Annotated in this window: 16 protein-coding genes; 11 read left to right on the forward strand and 5 right to left on the reverse strand. The window is 34.9% G+C overall.

Translation table 11 applies throughout. From position 1 onward, the window contains the following. Position 1: 1 nt before the first annotated feature. From UtA1_RS09985 to UtA1_RS10010, 7 genes are all read left to right on the forward strand, one after another. Positions 2–3,187, forward strand: coding sequence for a DEAD/DEAH box helicase family protein (locus tag UtA1_RS09985; RefSeq protein WP_096550898.1), 3,186 nt, complete (start codon positions 2–4; stop codon positions 3,185–3,187). A gap of 510 nt (positions 3,188–3,697) precedes the next feature. Continuing rightward, positions 3,698–3,967, forward strand: coding sequence for a hypothetical protein (locus tag UtA1_RS09990; RefSeq protein ID WP_096550899.1), 270 nt, complete (start codon positions 3,698–3,700; stop codon positions 3,965–3,967). An 18-nt stretch (positions 3,968–3,985) separates the two neighbouring features. Further along, positions 3,986–4,894, forward strand: coding sequence for an STM4504/CBY_0614 family protein (locus UtA1_RS09995; protein WP_096550900.1), 909 nt, complete (start codon positions 3,986–3,988; stop codon positions 4,892–4,894). A 450-nt stretch (positions 4,895–5,344) separates the two neighbouring features. Then, a complete protein-coding gene (locus tag UtA1_RS10000) occupies positions 5,345–7,234 on the forward strand; it encodes an ATP-dependent nuclease (RefSeq protein ID WP_197722716.1) in 1,890 nt (629 codons plus the stop codon). Continuing rightward, a complete protein-coding gene (locus UtA1_RS17505) occupies positions 7,216–7,380 on the forward strand; it encodes a hypothetical protein (RefSeq protein WP_197722717.1) in 165 nt (54 codons plus the stop codon). The genes UtA1_RS10000 and UtA1_RS17505 overlap by 19 nt, the downstream gene beginning before the upstream one ends. Before the next feature lie 14 nt (positions 7,381–7,394). Continuing rightward, positions 7,395–8,363 (forward strand): UvrD-helicase domain-containing protein, encoded by a 969-nt coding sequence (locus tag UtA1_RS10005; RefSeq protein WP_096550901.1) that lies wholly within the window; start codon positions 7,395–7,397, stop codon positions 8,361–8,363. Positions 8,364–8,507: 144 nt separating this feature from the next. Next, complete coding sequence (locus UtA1_RS10010) at positions 8,508–8,879, forward strand: hypothetical protein (protein WP_096550902.1); 372 nt, start codon at positions 8,508–8,510, stop codon at positions 8,877–8,879. A 120-nt stretch (positions 8,880–8,999) separates the two neighbouring features. Here the strand turns inward: UtA1_RS10010 and UtA1_RS10015 are convergent, their stop codons facing one another. The 3 genes from UtA1_RS10015 to UtA1_RS10025 form a co-directional block, all read right to left on the reverse strand. Then, entirely contained in the window at positions 9,000–10,115 is a 1,116-nt protein-coding gene (locus UtA1_RS10015; RefSeq protein ID WP_096549683.1) for an IS4 family transposase, read from the reverse strand. A gap of 284 nt (positions 10,116–10,399) precedes the next feature. Continuing rightward, the gene (locus tag UtA1_RS10020; protein WP_096550903.1) at positions 10,400–11,614 is read right to left on the reverse strand and encodes an IS110 family RNA-guided transposase; all 1,215 of its coding nucleotides are present in this window, start codon (positions 11,612–11,614) and stop codon (positions 10,400–10,402) included. Between the two features lie 298 nt (positions 11,615–11,912). Then, entirely contained in the window at positions 11,913–12,326 is a 414-nt protein-coding gene (locus UtA1_RS10025) for a YjdF family protein (RefSeq protein ID WP_096550904.1), read from the reverse strand. Between the two features lie 193 nt (positions 12,327–12,519). Here UtA1_RS10025 and UtA1_RS10030 point away from each other — a divergent pair, with 193 nt between their 5' ends. The 4 genes from UtA1_RS10030 (at position 12,520) to UtA1_RS10045 (ending at position 15,129) form a co-directional block, all read left to right on the forward strand. Then, positions 12,520–13,092 carry a GNAT family N-acetyltransferase gene (locus UtA1_RS10030; protein ID WP_197722718.1) on the forward strand — a complete coding sequence of 191 codons (573 nt, stop codon included), beginning with the start codon at positions 12,520–12,522 and terminating at the stop codon, positions 13,090–13,092. A 14-nt stretch (positions 13,093–13,106) separates the two neighbouring features. Continuing rightward, positions 13,107–13,442: a DUF3784 domain-containing protein gene (locus UtA1_RS10035; protein ID WP_096552482.1), complete on the forward strand. Its 336-nt coding sequence runs from the start codon at positions 13,107–13,109 to the stop codon at positions 13,440–13,442. Positions 13,443–13,765: 323 nt separating this feature from the next. Continuing rightward, entirely contained in the window at positions 13,766–14,083 is a 318-nt protein-coding gene (locus UtA1_RS10040; protein ID WP_096550905.1) for a heme oxygenase, read from the forward strand. Positions 14,084–14,586: 503 nt separating this feature from the next. Beyond that, on the forward strand, positions 14,587–15,129 hold the full coding sequence (locus UtA1_RS10045) for a DUF402 domain-containing protein (RefSeq protein ID WP_096552484.1): 543 nt from the start codon (positions 14,587–14,589) through the stop codon (positions 15,127–15,129). A gap of 101 nt (positions 15,130–15,230) precedes the next feature. Here the strand turns inward: UtA1_RS10045 and tatA are convergent, their stop codons facing one another. Together tatA and tatC are read right to left on the reverse strand one after the other, a co-directional pair. Then, positions 15,231–15,446, reverse strand: coding sequence for a twin-arginine translocase TatA/TatE family subunit (gene tatA, locus UtA1_RS10050; protein WP_096550906.1), 216 nt, complete (start codon positions 15,444–15,446; stop codon positions 15,231–15,233). Between the two features lie 31 nt (positions 15,447–15,477). Further along, a complete protein-coding gene (tatC, locus tag UtA1_RS10055; RefSeq protein WP_096550907.1) occupies positions 15,478–16,224 on the reverse strand; it encodes a twin-arginine translocase subunit TatC in 747 nt (248 codons plus the stop codon). Positions 16,225–16,384: the final 160 nt, after the last annotated feature.

Below are 16,384 nucleotides of genomic sequence, written 5' to 3' on the forward strand. Positions count from 1 at the left end.
AATGACCAAAAAAAGTGCAACTAATAAGAAAAAGTTCCTTTTGAGTGACCAGTTGATACTTAACCGCTATCTGCTTCGTCTTTTCGAAGCAGATAGCTTTGAAAGTCTAACCAAAGATATGAAAGATGCCTCGCTAGAAGAGCTAGATGTTGATAATGTTTCGCGATTTTATCATCATCTAACTTCCAGACTGATTGAACGGGAAAATCTTACAAAGGAAATGCTAAGGCAATATGATGAAAATATTGTCCGCTATACTTTTGAGATAAGTGAAAAGCGTGAGGAAAGAATAAAATGGAAATATTTTCAATATCTTTCATTGCTTTTTACTGAAATATATTTAGATCGCTATTTTCATCAAAGGGAACAGTTACTTAATGATTTAAATGGTTTAATTGAGGAGTTTAATAAAGAACTCCCAAAGAAAGAGCAACTATCTCCATCTCCGTATAAAGAAGCTGATTTAAGAAAGTTAGCTTTTTGGAACGCAACTGGTTCTGGAAAAACATTGTTGATGCACGTAAATATTAAACAATATCAACACTACTTCTATAAAAATCATCGCCAAGATGAACTAGGACAAATTATTCTTCTTACTCCAAGTGAGGACTTATCAATACAGCATTTAAGGGAATTTGAAAAGTCAGGTATTCAAGCTGTATTATTTGATAAAAAACAAGACGGTTTATTCCGAGGTAAGGAAGTTTCAATTATCGATATCCACAAGATAAAAGACGAAGCAGGAGAAAAAACGGTAGCCATTGATACATTTGAGGGGAATAATCTTGTTCTAGTTGATGAAGGACATCGGGGCTCCAGTGGAGAAGACTGGAAAACTAAGCGCGAGAAACTAAGTGAACAGGGATTTGCATTTGAGTATTCAGCAACTTTTGGACAAGCAGTAAGCAAGAAAAAAGAACTCATAGATGAGTATTCAAAATGTATTTTATTTGATTATTCTTATCGCTATTTTCATGCTGATGGGTACGGAAAAGAATATCGAATTTTAAATTTGGAAAATGACAAAGATGAAAGTATACGGCATCTTTATTTAACATCATGTTTATTATCGTTTTATCAGCAAATGAAAATTTATATGGATAATGAAGTGGCGTATCGTCCTTTTTTATTGGAAAAGCCTTTATGGATATTTGTCGGTGGTAGCGTAAATGCTTTGCGAACACAAAATGGTCGAAAAGTATCTGATGTTATTGACATTTTGTTATTTATTTCCCGATTTGTTAAAGAAGAAAAAGAAAGTATTGATTTGCTTAAAGCCTTATTAAGTGGAAAACCGGGATTATTAGATACTAAAGGACAAGAAATATTTAGAAACTCTTTCCCATATTTAAAGGCATTAGGATTGGAACCTCAAGAAATTTATTATGATATTTTAAAGATCGTTTTCAATTCCACAATGGCAAAAACAACTTTGAGAATTGAAAAATTAAAAGGCCAAGAAAACGAACTGGCTTTAAGGCTCGGAGAACATGAACCTTTTGGAATTATTAACGTCGGTGACGCTCCGCAGTTATGGAATCTATGTGAAGAATATCCTGAATTAGTAACAACAGAACGGGACTTTTCTGAGTCATACTTTCATAAGATTGATAAAAAAGATTCAACTATAAATGTATTAATTGGTTCTAAAAAATTTACCGAAGGATGGAGCAGTTGGCGAGTAAGTACAATGGGTCTCATGAATATTGGTAAAAAAGAAGGAACCCAAGTCATACAATTGTTTGGAAGAGGAGTCCGTTTAAAAGGATATAAATTTAGCTTAAAAAGAAGTGATGCCTTAAAGGGAGAAATTCCTCAAGTCCCAAATCTTAAATACTTAAAGTTTGTTGAAACATTAAATATTTTTGGCATTCGGGCAGATTACATGCAGCAATTTAAAGAAATGTTAGAGGAAGAAGGAATAAAGACGGAAACTGAGTACGAAGAAATTACACTACCGGTTCTTAAAACATACAAAAAAAGAAAACTCAAATTAAAAGCCCTCCGTCTTAAAGAAGGAATTAATTTTAAAAAGCAGGGACCAAGAACAGAATTGGCAAAGCCGAGTACACCAGTTCCTACTAGTGAAAAAATTATAGTGAATTGGTATCCAAAAATTCAATTCCGTGATAGTAAAACAACAAACGTTCGTGAAACACAAATAGCGACACTAAATGAAACAACCTTTAAGCCATTTCATATTGCTTTTATGAATATGGATACCATTTATTTTGAAATGCAACGATTCAAGAACGAACGTTCATGGTATAATTTACAGTTATCTAAAGAACGGCTAAGGGAGTTATTGTTAGACAATTCATGGTATATTCTTCTTATTCCGGAACGAGAGCTTGAGTTTTCGCGTTTTGAGAAAGTAAAACGTTGGGAAGAAATAGCTATTGCTTTGCTCAAGAAATATTGTGAAAAGCAATATTTGAATGCTAAAAAAGAGTGGGAAGCTCCTCATATGGAATATTATGAACTAGATGAAACTGATAAAAATTTTGTTAATGAATACCAATTGACTTTAGAAGCTAATGAACAAAGTATGCTGGAAGAACTGAAAAAGCTGAAGGCAGCAATTGAGAAAAAAGAATTACCAAATCTTGAATTTGGACAGTTAAAAGTTTTTTCTGTCGAACAGCATTTATATCAACCGCTTATTTCTCTAGAAGGCAAAACGTCAGCGATAAAAGTAAAGCCGGTAGCATTGAATGAAGACGAATACCAATTTGTTATAGATTTAAAAAATTATTACGAGAAAAACAAGGAGTTTTTTAAAGACAAAGAACTATATTTACTCCGAAACCAAACCAGAGGACGCGGCATAGGATTCTTTGAAGCCGGCGGTTTTTATCCAGATTTTATTATCTGGATACTGTACAATAACAAGCAATACATTACATTTGCTGACCCGAAAGGAATTAAGTATCATTCTATAACAGACGGAAAGCTGAATTTCTATCGCACTATCAAAGAGATGGAAACAAAATTGAATGATAAATCGATTATTTTAAACTCTTTTATCATATCAAATACGCTTCACGCTGATCTTATAGATACAGGGTATAAGCTTTCTAAAGAGGAAATGGAAGAACGAAATATTTTATTCCAATATGACGATAAAGAAACATACATTGACAAGATGATTAAAAAGATATTAGCAGGCGAAGTAGAAGGCTCCTAATCGAATAGAGAGTTGTTTGTAAGCGTTGATGTTGACAAAATAAAACAACTTTGAGAGAGCAGAAGTGTTAGATGTCAAGAGCACTTCTGCTTTTTTAGCATAATAAAAGTTTTTGTTAGGAGAATGGCAATGAAATTGCAGGATAAAAAAACCAGATTAAGAAGCTAAGAAAAAAGGCGGAACTTTCAGGAGTGCGTGCCTGTGCATTGCGATCCGAAAAGTAGACAATACAAAATCGGTTAAGCATGAGAAATCAGGGCTAAACGGTTCTGGTTCCTTTTCTTTTCTCGTCTTTTCCAAGAGTCTCAGGACTCCGAAAGCCTGTCAAGGGAAGCACTTGACAGGCTGAGAATGAATGGTTAAGACGAGAAGGAGAAAATATAGTCCTCTTGTTTCTTCTTTTATTTTCGCATGACATGAAATATTACAAATCAAAGAAGAAAAGAAAAAAGGAGAATTTATAGTCCATTCAATAAAAAATTCTATATTATACAAGGAGTGTTATATAGAATGAAAGAGAAAAAGATTGACATCATTAATAAGTATACTAGAGAGGTACAGGATATTAAAAATAAACTTAAAGACCTTGAAAAAGGTAGAATTTATGAGTTATCTAATGCAAAAATGGATGGTTATCTTGCTACAAATATTATCCAATTGAGGAATATGATTAGAGAATTAATTTCTAAAATTGAATATGGGGAAGATTCAATAAATGATCAGTTGTCTCAGTTATTTAATATTAATAAGAATAGCCAATCACTTGGACTAGAAGATTAATTTTGAGGTGAAAATAGAATGGGTATATTAGATATTTTTTCAAAGAGAAATCGTAAAGACATGGATCCAATATTTAAGTATGATGACTTTCCAAAAGAATTTCGTGTACAAGTTATACATATATGGAGTGATGCGATTGGAGCAGAACCCTACTCAGAATCAATGAGGTTGTGGGCTCAAATACACAAATTACTTTGCAAAGAATACGGTGTTTTCGAGTTAAGCGACCGTGGTGGCGATAATCCTTTTATTAAATGTCAATACTTTATTCTAAATGAACTGAAAATAGAAAGAGTCCTCGACATTATTGAGTTAACATTTCGAGTAATTGATGTTGCAATCAGAGAGTTGGAATATAAATGGAGAGAAATGGGGGTCGTACAAACTCCCGATGATGCAATTTTGGAGCTAAACCAACGTTTTCGTGAACATGGATTAGGTTATCAATACGTAAAAGGCAATATTGTTCGTGTTGATTCTGATTACATTTACAGAGAAGCTGTAGAGCCTGCCATTCAGCGTTTATTTGACGAGGGATTCGAAGGAGCATCTGATGAGTTTATGAAAGCACACGAGCATTTTCGAAAAGGAAATGATAAAGAGGCAATTATAGAGGCTATGAAGGCTTTTGAAAGCGTAATGAAAACAATTTTAGTTCGCAAAAAATGGTCATATGATGGAAGGGATACAGCATCAAAATTGATTAATGCTTTATTTGAAAATGGGATCGTTGATAAAAGCCTCCAAACACACTTGACTTCATTGAAAACTACGTTGGAAGGACTTTCGACTATTAGGAATCGTACAAGTGGACATGGGCAAGGAGAGAAGAAAAAAGAGGTTCCACGTCATTTGGTTGCATACGCGTTGCATTTGTGCGCAACCAACATCTTATTTCTGATAGATTGCTATAAAGCATCTAAGTGAGGATGAAATGAATAAGCTTTCTATCTCAATTTCTGCTCTTTATATTATAAAAAGTTATATAAAACTGATTTAACTTTTCGACACGAAACTTAGGCGATACCTATCCGGCGCAATACATCGTCTGGACTTTTGGAAATCTCGCTCAAAAACGAGTTCATGGCTTCTTCAATCGAAGAACTTGTGGAATGAAACCGATTGGAAATGACTGTTTCTTTTAGCCATCTCCATAATCGCTCAATTGGATGAATATGGCGGTAGATAAATAGCGAACAGTTCCTGTCGCTGTTCGCCTTTTTTTGTTTTTATGACAGGATTCGACAATATTTTCTTATAAAATTAGCTAAGATAAACTAAAAGAATTTGATAGAATTTTTTGGAAAGATGCCTATCACCGCGAATGTTGTTCGTTGGTTACATACGCTTAATTCTTTTTTTTGGAGGGTGTTTTGGGTGCAGCTAACAAAATTAAAAGTGAAAAATTTTCGCTCATTTGGTGGTGATGAAGAAACAGTTGTGCGATTTGAAAAGTTGACTACTTTTATTGGGAATAATAGTTCTGGGAAGACGGCTCTTATTCATGCATTATTAAAGCTATTTGGTGAAGGAAATAACTCATTGACACGCTCAGATTTTCATTTGCCTTTTGATAAAAAACCAGATGAAATGGATAGATGTGAACTATATATTGAAGTGGTGTTTGAGTTTCCAGAATTACAAGATAATCATGGTTTTATAACATATAGCATTCCAACGTTTTTTGAAAACTTTGTGGTAGAGGATGTTGGTAAACCTCCTTATATACGAATTCGATTAGAAGCTACTTGGGAAAGAGGGAATAGTTTTGAAGGTAATATAGATAGTCAAATTTATTTTGTTACTGTATCAGAAGATAGTGAAATCGAAGAGCAACATAAGAAACGGGCTACGAAAGCAATTTTGTCAAATATTAAGTGTATTTATGTTCCCGCCTTGCGTGATCCAAATGAACAACTGAAAAATGCTTCAGGATCTATACTGTATCGTATTTTGAATGGAATTAACTGGACAGAGGGAACAGTTGATAATATAAGGCAAAAGACTGCTGAATTAGATAACCTTTTCAATAATGAAAAAGGTATTAATACTCTTAAATCAGCGATACAACAATACTGGAACAAATATCATGGAGATAATCGATATAATCAAGCCGCTTTAACATTTAATAGTACTGACATGGAAACGATTCTGAAAAGAGTGGAGCTTAAATTTTTTCCTACAGAAACTGAAAGAGATTATAGTGTAAATGAACTTGGGGACGGATTACGATCTTTATTTTATTTGTCGATGGTAAATACTTTATTGGAAATTGAAAACAAGGCACTTTCTGAAATAGGGGATAATCAACGCTCTTTTAACATAATTCCACCCGTTTTAACAATCGTGGCAGTCGAAGAACCTGAAAATCACATTGCTCCTCATTTGCTCGGAAAAGTTGTGAAAAACTTAATTGACATTTCGACAAAAGAAAATGCTCAAACCATTTTGACCTCACACTCGCCAGCAATTATAAAACGAGTAGACTGTAAGAGCATTCGTCATTTTAGGATATGTAATGAGAGACGATCATCTGTAATAAAAGAAATAAGATTACCTGAAAAAGAATCTGACTGCTTTAAGTATGTCAAAGGTGCAGTGGAGGCTTATCCGGAGTTGTATTTCGCTAAACTTGTTATATTAGGTGAAGGTGATAGTGAAGAATATGTTATTAAGAAAATATTAGCTTCTCTGGGACGTGATATTGATGTCCAAGGTATATCAATTGTTCCACTTGGTGGACGGCATGTTAATCATTTTTGGAAGTTATTAAAAGATTTAGACATCCCACATATAACACTCCTTGATTTTGATCGTGAAAGACAAGGTGGTGGATGGGGAAGAATTAAATACGCAATAGAACAATTAATTGAGAACGGATTTCCAAAAGAAAAGTTGTTAACCATTGAAGGTGGAGCGGATTTTTTAAACGAGGACTTAGAACAAATAGAAAAATTGAAAGGTTACAAGGATAAAATAGTTAATCCTTGGATTAGGTTATTAGAAGATAACAACGTTTATTTTTCCTATCCATTAGATTTAGACTTCATGTTGCTTGAAAAATACTATAAGGAATATATAGACTCTTTAGATAAAAACGAGGGACCTAGATTAAAAATTAATAATGTAACTAAGAAAATAGCTGACCTTAGTGATGAAGATTATAGTTCCCGAGAATATCAAGAACGATTAACTTCTGATATACATATAACATTAAAACAAAATGGGGGGACGGAAGAACTTATAGTATGGCTCAAAAACAACTAATGATTTGGTATAACTACTTTTTTTTATCCAAAAGTAAACCTGTAACTCATATGCGAGCTCTTGAAAAATTAGATTTCTCCAAATTACAATTACCTGAGCCTTTAGAACGTCTTATAGATGCCGTTGTGAAAAAAATAGAGGAATAGGAGGGAGGTTTTATATGAAGTTTGTGAATCCTGCTGATTGGAAACCTGAAGGAGTATGCTTAGAAGATGCTGCATTAGAAGCTGTTGTGTCTAATAAAAACTTGCTTGTTGTAGCTGGACCGGGTGCGGGAAAAACCGAGTTATTAGCACAAAAAGCATGTTATTTATTACAAACTAATACATGTCCCTATCCAAGGAAGATTTTAGCTATTAGTTTTAAAAAAGATGCAAAGTCTAATTTAGCTGAGAGAGTTGAAAAACGTTGTGGAAAAGAGCTTTCCAAAAGATTTGATTCAATGACCTTTGATAGTTTTGCTAAATTTATTGTTGATCAGTTTCGGTTAGCAATTCCAGAAGAATATAGACCTTCACAAGAATATGAAATTGCAAATGATGAGATATTACAAGAGATATTTATTAAACATTTCCCAGATGCAATTCATTATAAAAAATCGAAGTTAAACAAAATAATGCATGCAACAATAAAGAAAGAGATATCTTTGCCTCATAAGAATCAGACACTTAAAAACTTGTGGTACGACTTACTAATTGATAATGAAACAGGAAAGTCTCAAGTAACTTTTTCGATGATTTCAATATTAGCTGAGTATTTAATCAGAACGAATCCTTTGATTTTAAGAGCGTTAAATGCTACATATAGTCATGTATTTTTAGATGAATTTCAAGACACTACGTTCATCCAATATGAATTAGTTAGGACATGTTTCTTACAATCTTCAGTTAAACTTATTGCCGTAGGCGATAGCAAACAAAGAATTATGGTTTGGGCAGGAGCAAAAACAGACGTGTTCGAAGCTTTTAAACATGATTTTAAAAGTACTGAAATAGAGCTTTTAATGAATCATCGTTCCGCTCCAAGACTAATTCAGCTTCAAACATCTTTATATCCACTACTTAATAAAGAAAAAGCTCATATTCAAGCTAATGACAGATGGAATATGCAAGATGGAGAGGCTAATTAGTATTATTTTGATGATTGTGATCAAGAGGCAGAGAAAATAGCTAATGAAATAAAAAATTTAATTCAATCTAATGTTGATCCACGTGAAATTGTTATTCTTGTGAAGCGGAGTTTATCTAGTTATACATGTAAAATCCAGGATAAATTGAATGAATTAAATATTCGTTCAAGAGATGAAGGAAAGTTTCAAGAGTTATTGAAGGAAGATATAGTTAAACTCCTTTTAAGTGTCTTATATTTAGCAAATGAACGTAATGCAGACAAATGGATGTTTCTAACCGAATTTTCGTTTTTAATACATGGTATTGATGATCATGATGAGTTTGAAAATATAGGTGAACTTTACAAATCACTAGATACATTGATATCAACCTGTAAGAAAAAGTTAATGGGGTTTTCTGTTCAAAAAGATGAAGCTGACTTCTTAGAATTAATGAATGAAATCGTAGACTTTTGGGGATATGAAAAGATAAAAACTGTTTACCAGCAGTCATTAGCATTGCATAAATATAGTTAGAATTTTCTGTTAATTAATTTTTGTGAATTTGTGCCAAAAAGACAAAACCTAAAGAAAGGTGGCACTGCCCATTTGGTAAATATATACAGTTAAACCAGAGCGACAACGACAAAAGGGAGATTATGGACTGGCTCGCCCATCAAATTTTCGCAACCAAACATAAGCTGGTTTCCACAGAGCTCTCTTTAACCAACGAGTAATTCGAAGTAGAGATTTCTTACTTTTCATCTCCAATTGAATGAGAACATGTAAGCAATACGTGATAAGGGCTAAGAAAATTTGATTTTGAATAGCTGTTTCACTCATTCCATAAAAGTGCTTAATTTCTACGTGTTGCTTGAGCCATTTGAAAAAGAGTTCAATAGCCCAGCGAGATCGGTAAATATCACTTATCTCTTCTGGTTTTAAATCAAATCGGTTGGTGATGAAACGAAGTAAGTTCCCTTTTGTGTCCATAACTTCTAGTAGACGAAAGACATTTTCAGTACGATTTTGTGTGGTACCAATGTAGACCATTTTATCGGATAGAACGTGACAATCATCAGGAAGTGAAAATGTATAGACTTCACGAATGACTGCGTTTTTCTTCAGTCTTGAAACGAAGAAATAGCCATCATCTGTCATCCGATCAAAACGTTCATAGTCCACATAACCGCGGTCAAACACATACATGGCTTCTTTATCATCCACTAGGACTTCGAGTTGATTTCGGTCATGTTCTTTTGCTGTCGTAATCACTGCTTTTTCAGGATAGACGGTGTCTTTATCCATGAAAACGAGCCGTAAGTGTAGCTTTACACCAGCTTTTGTTTTACGGAATTTTGCCCATTTATAATTGGTCAAATTCAACGGGAGTGTACTTGAATCAATGATTTTCAGTGGCATATTCTTTCCGGTTTTATAATGGTACCGTTGAATTTTCCAAACAAGATCCAAGAACAAATTTGCAAGAATTAGTGGGTTGATCTGATTGTTTTTTCGGGATAGCTGAGAGGCACTTATCGATTCAAATCCGAGTGCTTTTTGAAGATCTTCGTCTACAAGTGCATCACTCATTTCCTCTAAGCTCTTAAATTCGAGCAGCTGGGCTACCAATAAAAGTTTAATATAGGCTTCTGTTGTCAGCTTTTTTGTGTAATAGTCCTGTTTCAATTCTTTGACTTGTTCGCTAAGTTTTTGAATATTTATGGGTGAAACCCATTTACCAAATGATGAAATTAGTGTATTCTTGTCCATAACGTTTATCCTTTACGATTGGATTTGGACAGGAACCACCTGTACTTCCATTGTAAAGGATTTTTTTGTTTCGAAATCAATAAAAAATTGAACATTCTTAGTATTTTGAATCATCAGATTTAATTAGTGCAATGCTAGTGAATTTGTATATGTTTTTATTTTAGTTGTAGTTGTGAGGGGGTACCCCCTCACAACTACAACTAAATTTTGGCATGCCAAAAAGACCTAACGATTTTTAATTTTTTCGAAAGGTCATTTATGGTATAGTGTAGTTAATCGATTATTTAACTTAAGGCAGTTTCATAATCGTATAAAATGCCATGTGTCAGTAACTGGAACGTCACTTTTAAAAATTTATTGATACAGGCGATAATCGCAACCTTATGAGGCTTTCTCTGAGGTTGTGTTTTTAATTTATAATAGTAATCTACAAAATGATTCGGTTTATCTTTCTTCTTCATAATCATGGCACACACCATAAAATATAAAAGCTTTCGCAAGTGTTTGTTACCTCTTTTATTAATACGATCATGATACTGTGTATTCCCCGATTGATAGCGCATAATATCAATTCCCGCATAAGCATTCAATTGTTTAGCATTTTGAAAGCGACGAATATCACCCATTTCCCCAATTAATCTACAAGCAGTAGAATCACCGATACCAGGGATGGAACGTAAAACAATATACTCTTTTCGATCTTTTGATAAAGTAATCATTTGTTGGACAAGTGCTTCTTTTTTATCCTTTAATTCTGCTATTCGATTTGCGTAATCACGGACTTGTTCACATCGCACATCGGTAGATTTAATCGCTGGATAACTATTTTGAGCAGCTTCTAATAAAGCAATTGCTTTTTTCTCTGCACGTTCTAAAGAAAGGTTCTTTCTTGTATTCGCTTTTAGGCGATTCTTAATGACAGTTTTAGAGTGAGCTAAAACAAGTGTTGGGTGAGGGTATAGTTGTACTATATTTAAAAATAGTGCAGAATTTGGTGTCAGTATTTTTTCTAATTCTGGAAAACTCAATTGTAAAATGGAATGCATACGATTTTTTAATAAAATCATTTCTTCATCAATTTCATCATAATAACGTGTCAATGCACGCATCTGCTCATAATAATCATCTTGGATATAGGTTGGTTCTCTCTCCATTTTAAAATGTGTTTTGGCTAATTCATGAGCATCGCTTATATCGGTTTTATGTCGACGCATCTTCGCCATTTGTAAGTTCGCTTCAAGGGGATTCATCCGACAATATGCATAACCGTAATCTTTTAAAAATGCTTCAATCGGTTTTGAATAAACACCTGTTGCTTCAAATACAATGTCTGGTGCTTGGTCATCAAGTGATGTAATATCTACTATTCGCTTATGCAATTGTTCAAAATCTCTTCGTGTATGATTGATTTCACCTTCATATTTGCACTGACGATAACTATCATAGATCGTTACTGTACTCTTTCCTTTACTAACATCTAATCCAATAACATGTTTCATTCCATTACTCCTTCTTTGCCAATTCATAGAAGTCTTCACATTACCTTATCGATTCCACTTTCTTATACACGATCTCTATGGACCCAACATACTAAACTGATTCGCATAAGGGTGTGAAGTTAGCCAGTTTTTAATACGGATTCAAAGATCCCTGAGGCTGGTCGACTTTTCTTCACTTCTACTATAAAAAATAGTAGCACAAACCTTGGCCTTGGTTTGTACTACTAATCTTAGTATGTTTTATCAGTACGTACAGGAAAAAGTTGCGCACTTTTCGCTTCATCTCTAAATGAACAGTCTAGCGGCCTTTATGCTTTTGTTTCGCTTTTTGTTTTTTTAATTCCCATTTTCTTTGTTTAAGTGCTTCGTTGCGTTCTTTTTGGAGTTTCTTCGTTTCCCGTTTGCGTTGCTCGATTTCTTTTTTTATTGCCTCCTGCGCCTTGGTGGAAATCCCGCTTTTTTGCATTTCTTTGGCGACTTTCCGTTGAAGGCGTTTCGGATTCACTTTTTTCTTCAGCTTTTTCCGATCGGCAATTCCAATTTGTTTCCTGCTTTGAATGATTTTAGGCAACCGATTATTCACAAATTCCCATACTTCCGTATCATTGGGCTCTGTGCCGAATACGTAACGATACGCCTTTAATCTTCCGTTTTCGTGATATTCAATCACTCCAATCCAAAACTGGCCATCATAATAAATCGTCAATATCATGACGACTCCCTCCTCTAAAAAATGAATCATGGAATGATGGACAACCCGAGGAAGGGAAGGTTACTGACATCAATATGGCGATTGATGTATCCGGACTACCAACCGGATTGTGTTTTTTCATTCCATTATTTATGATAACAGTTACAACGAAATAAAAACAAACCCCAATTTCAATGGGTGAGGAGCCGTACATATGGAAAAAAAGATGATTGAAACAGAGAGATTAATTCTTAGAGAAATGACAGAACAGGATTTTGACGCATTGTTTGCCGTTTTGGGAGACCCCGAAGTGATGCAACACTATCCGAATGTTTTTGATGAAACCAAAGTGAGGGAATGGATTCATCGGAATATTGAAAGATATGAAATTTTCTCTTTTGGATTATGGGCGGTTGTATTAAAAGAAACAGGGGAATTAATTGGAGATTGCGGACTGACCATGCAGCAGATTGGCGGGAACATCAAACCGGAAATCGGTTATCATATACGAAAAGATATGCAGAGAAAAGGATATGGAACTGAAGCCGCAAAAGCGGTGATCGACTGGGCTTTCACAAATACTCCGTTTCAAATTCTTTATTCATATATGAAGCACACAAATGCCGGTTCATATCGTACTGCGATTTCGGCGGGAATGAAACTGGTGGAGGAATTTCCTGATAAAGTAAATGGAATCACAAAGGTTTATGCAATTACAAGAGAAGAATGGATTGCTTTGAAAAAGGAATCCATTCTTTGCAGTGTTGAAACTCAATCGCAATTATGAAAGGAAAGAGTCCTATGAATATCGGAACAATCATCTGTCTACTACTTGCAGTGGTCTTTGGAATGATCTCGATGATTTTTGCGCTATTAAAAGAAAAAGGCGCAATGCTCATTAGTGGATTTAATACGCTGTCCAAAGAGGAACAAGCAAACTATGATCAAAAGAAAATGAGCATCGATATGAGAAATTCCCTTTTTCTTTGGTCCATCCTTTTATTATCAGGGGCCCTTTTCGGATATTTTCTCAGTCAGTATGGTGCATTCCTCGCCATTGTCATTTGGCTGATCCTTTTTTTCAAAGATGTTCATCTTGATCCAAAAAAAGCCTTTAAGAAATATAGGAAACCATAAAATTTCCAAATGTATAAATTGAGTAAATCGGGAGAAGATTTTTTTATAACAACCAAAGGAGCAGTTCAATGGCGAGCCGCTCTTTTTTATTTGAAAAAATTTTAATATTATGATTATGAATAATCATGTTTGAGTATTTGCGGTAATAGTATTACAATCGAAACATAGTCAATTACGACTATAGAACTTAATAAGAATCTGATGGAAAAAAAGTCCATCATTGCGATGTAGTGAATCGAAAAGGGGATAAAAACCTTTCTACCACGCTTTAGGCCGCAAAAGATTTTTATAAAACATCTGTAAAATATCAGGAGGAAATCACAATGATCGTTGTCACAAATAAAATTAAAACAAAAACAGGTTTTGCGGAAAAAATGGCGCCATTTTTTACAAGACCAGGGGCTTTACAAGAAATGGAAGGTTTTGTGAAAGTGGAAGTCCTCATTACAAAAAATCTTACAGAATATGATGAATTGAATGTCAATATGTATTGGGAAACAATCGAAGACTTTAACCGCTGGAGAAAAAGTGATGCATTCAGAGAGGCCCATCGAGGACCGGAAAACTCCAGTGAGGTATCTCCAATTTTAGGTAGTGAAATTATCATTTCAGAAGTTGCTTCCACTTTGGAAAAAGCATAATGAAATTACGGGAGGTCAGGCGGATTCTTTCTGCCTGGCCTCCCGATTTTTTTCACCTCAATGATCCGGGGCATGGCCTGGAAGATGCCGGTTTCCATTATGTCAAAGCAAGTTAATAATTTACAGCGTGCACATAATGGATGGTTTCAAATGCCTGTAAATCATCATTCCGGTTCGCAAAATACCGGTCTTGTAAAGCGGTTGTCATCCTTTTCACCTCAAAAGCCTTGTCCTTATTTGCTCAACACTAATCGGGGGATAAAGAACCTCCTTCTTATTCATCCTATTCAACCATCATCGGAATCATACATAGAAAACGAGTATTACAGAATTCTTTAATTAGTTTGTTCCTTCACGCAAAGTGCGCGTTTATTCAGTAGAAAGCTCATTTTTGAAATCATTCTTTAAAACCGTTTGATGTATTGATAAGCTGATAATGGAGATCTTTGAAAGGAAGTTAGGCTTTGAGTAATTTCGCTGGAAATCGAAATAAATGGAAGAAAATGATCGAGAGAAAAATACGATATGATGCGAAAGTGGTTGAGTATAAATGCCATTTACTAAATTCCCAAAATCGCCGTATCGTTTTATTTCATCTGATAGAAGAACCTTTTACCATTAAAGTGGATGATTTTCAACTGACCATTCCGGTGGGGAGTTATACAACTGCTTATTATTGGTTGGATCGTCCATATAATATGTATTTTTGGAGAGATCATTCAGGACATTATTTAGCTTCGTATTTTAACATTGTAAAGAATACAAAATTCGAAGAGGGTATGGTCGTATTTGAAGATTTGATTATTGATGTCCTGGCGCTGCCAAATGGGGAGCATTTTATTTTGGATGAAGAGGAATTGCCGGAACCCTTTGAAACATTTGAGAATGGCTTCGCTAAAGGGGCATTGGAAACTTTATTAAGTTCGATCGGCGATGTCCTCTCGCAAACTATTGCGGAATCCCAAAGTATTTATAGCCATAAAAAATTTATTCCCATATTAGAAAATGGGTATAAAGAGCTTTCTGCTAAGTGTTCTATCGTTTGATTACACCGGATATTGCCGGCATACACAAACTGGGGTGCCCTATTTTAAATGAAAGCGGGAGTTCCAAAAGCATAATCTTTAAGAACTCCCTCCGCCATCCATTAATTCGCCGCCGTACTTTTTTCTTTCTTTTCTTCTTTTGCCTCCTCCAGTTTGAATTCTTCCGCCACTTCATCGACAATGTGTTTTGTCGATGATTTGAATTCCCTCAATGTTTCGCCGACCGCCCTTCCCAATTGCGGCAGTTTTTTTGGCCCGAAAATGATCAGGGCAATCACCAAAATGACAATCAATCCAGGTACACCGATATTTGGCATCCACAATCCCTCCATTCGATATTCATTAACTTTATGAGCCGCTTTGATTCATCACTTGTTTCATATTTCTTCTCTTCATCGACCAGCCGGAAATGAAAATGCTGATTTCAAACAATAGCAATAACGGAATAATAATCAAAAAATCTGAAATAAAATCCGGCGGCGAGATGGACACGCCGACCACCACCAAGATGAAATAGGCCACTTTTCTCATCCGCTTCAATTTTTCCGGTGTCACAATCCCCACATTCGTTAAAAATAAAATCACGATGGGCAATTCAAAAACGGCGCCGACAGGAATCGTCAAATTGAACAGCAACGAAAAGTAATGATTGATTCCATAGGTTTCCGTCGCCCCAATGGAAGTATTAATTTTCGATAAAAATTCGAGCATCATCGGAAATAAAATGAAATAACTGAAACTGATGCCCACTAAAAATAGGAGAAACGAGGCCGGGATGAAGGTCATTGTGTATTTTGCTTCCCTTTCTGTCAAACCGGGTTTTACAAACAACCAAATTTGAAGCAAGGCCATCGGTAAGGTGACCAAAATCGCCAAAATAAACGCACATTTCAGGTAGATCATGATGCCATCCGTATAACCAAACAGATTCCATTCCACTCCAGCCGCGGAAGGTTGATTTTTCAATAGTTGAAGCAGGTTTGGTGCAAACCAGAACCCTACCGCAAGCGATCCGATAAATAGAACCGTAACGAGGATCAACCGCTTCCGCAATTCCTCCAAATGGTCAATGACGGTTTGTTCTTTTTCTTCCATTATTTTCTATCACCCGCTTTAAATTCGCTTGAACCAGGATTTAATACATTTAATGAATGGAAGCGCTTTTCTATTCATTATTCATTTTGAAATTGAAATTTTTTTGAATTTTTAGGTCATACATAATACTTCCAATTACTAAAATAGGAACTGAACAGTA

The organism is Ureibacillus thermosphaericus (genome assembly GCF_002370195.2).
Classification (GTDB): domain Bacteria; phylum Bacillota; class Bacilli; order Bacillales_A; family Planococcaceae; genus Ureibacillus; species Ureibacillus thermosphaericus.

Coding starts and splice junctions, on each gene's coding strand:
- UtA1_RS10045 (WP_096552484.1), top strand. CDS start 14,587: ATGATCGAGAGAAAAATACGATATGATGCGAAAGTGGTTGAGTATAAA.
- UtA1_RS10035 (WP_096552482.1), top strand. CDS start 13,107: ATGAATATCGGAACAATCATCTGTCTACTACTTGCAGTGGTCTTTGGA.
- UtA1_RS09985 (WP_096550898.1), top strand. CDS start 2: ATGACCAAAAAAAGTGCAACTAATAAGAAAAAGTTCCTTTTGAGTGAC.
- UtA1_RS10020 (WP_096550903.1), bottom strand. CDS start 11,614: ATGAAACATGTTATTGGATTAGATGTTAGTAAAGGAAAGAGTACAGTA.
- UtA1_RS10030 (WP_197722718.1), top strand. CDS start 12,520: ATGGAAAAAAAGATGATTGAAACAGAGAGATTAATTCTTAGAGAAATG.
- UtA1_RS10040 (WP_096550905.1), top strand. CDS start 13,766: ATGATCGTTGTCACAAATAAAATTAAAACAAAAACAGGTTTTGCGGAA.
- tatA (WP_096550906.1), bottom strand. CDS start 15,446: ATGCCAAATATCGGTGTACCTGGATTGATTGTCATTTTGGTGATTGCC.
- UtA1_RS17505 (WP_197722717.1), top strand. CDS start 7,216: ATGGCTCAAAAACAACTAATGATTTGGTATAACTACTTTTTTTTATCC.
- UtA1_RS10025 (WP_096550904.1), bottom strand. CDS start 12,326: ATGATATTGACGATTTATTATGATGGCCAGTTTTGGATTGGAGTGATT.
- UtA1_RS09995 (WP_096550900.1), top strand. CDS start 3,986: ATGGGTATATTAGATATTTTTTCAAAGAGAAATCGTAAAGACATGGAT.
- UtA1_RS10005 (WP_096550901.1), top strand. CDS start 7,395: ATGAAGTTTGTGAATCCTGCTGATTGGAAACCTGAAGGAGTATGCTTA.
- UtA1_RS10015 (WP_096549683.1), bottom strand. CDS start 10,115: ATGGACAAGAATACACTAATTTCATCATTTGGTAAATGGGTTTCACCC.
- UtA1_RS09990 (WP_096550899.1), top strand. CDS start 3,698: ATGAAAGAGAAAAAGATTGACATCATTAATAAGTATACTAGAGAGGTA.
- tatC (WP_096550907.1), bottom strand. CDS start 16,224: ATGGAAGAAAAAGAACAAACCGTCATTGACCATTTGGAGGAATTGCGG.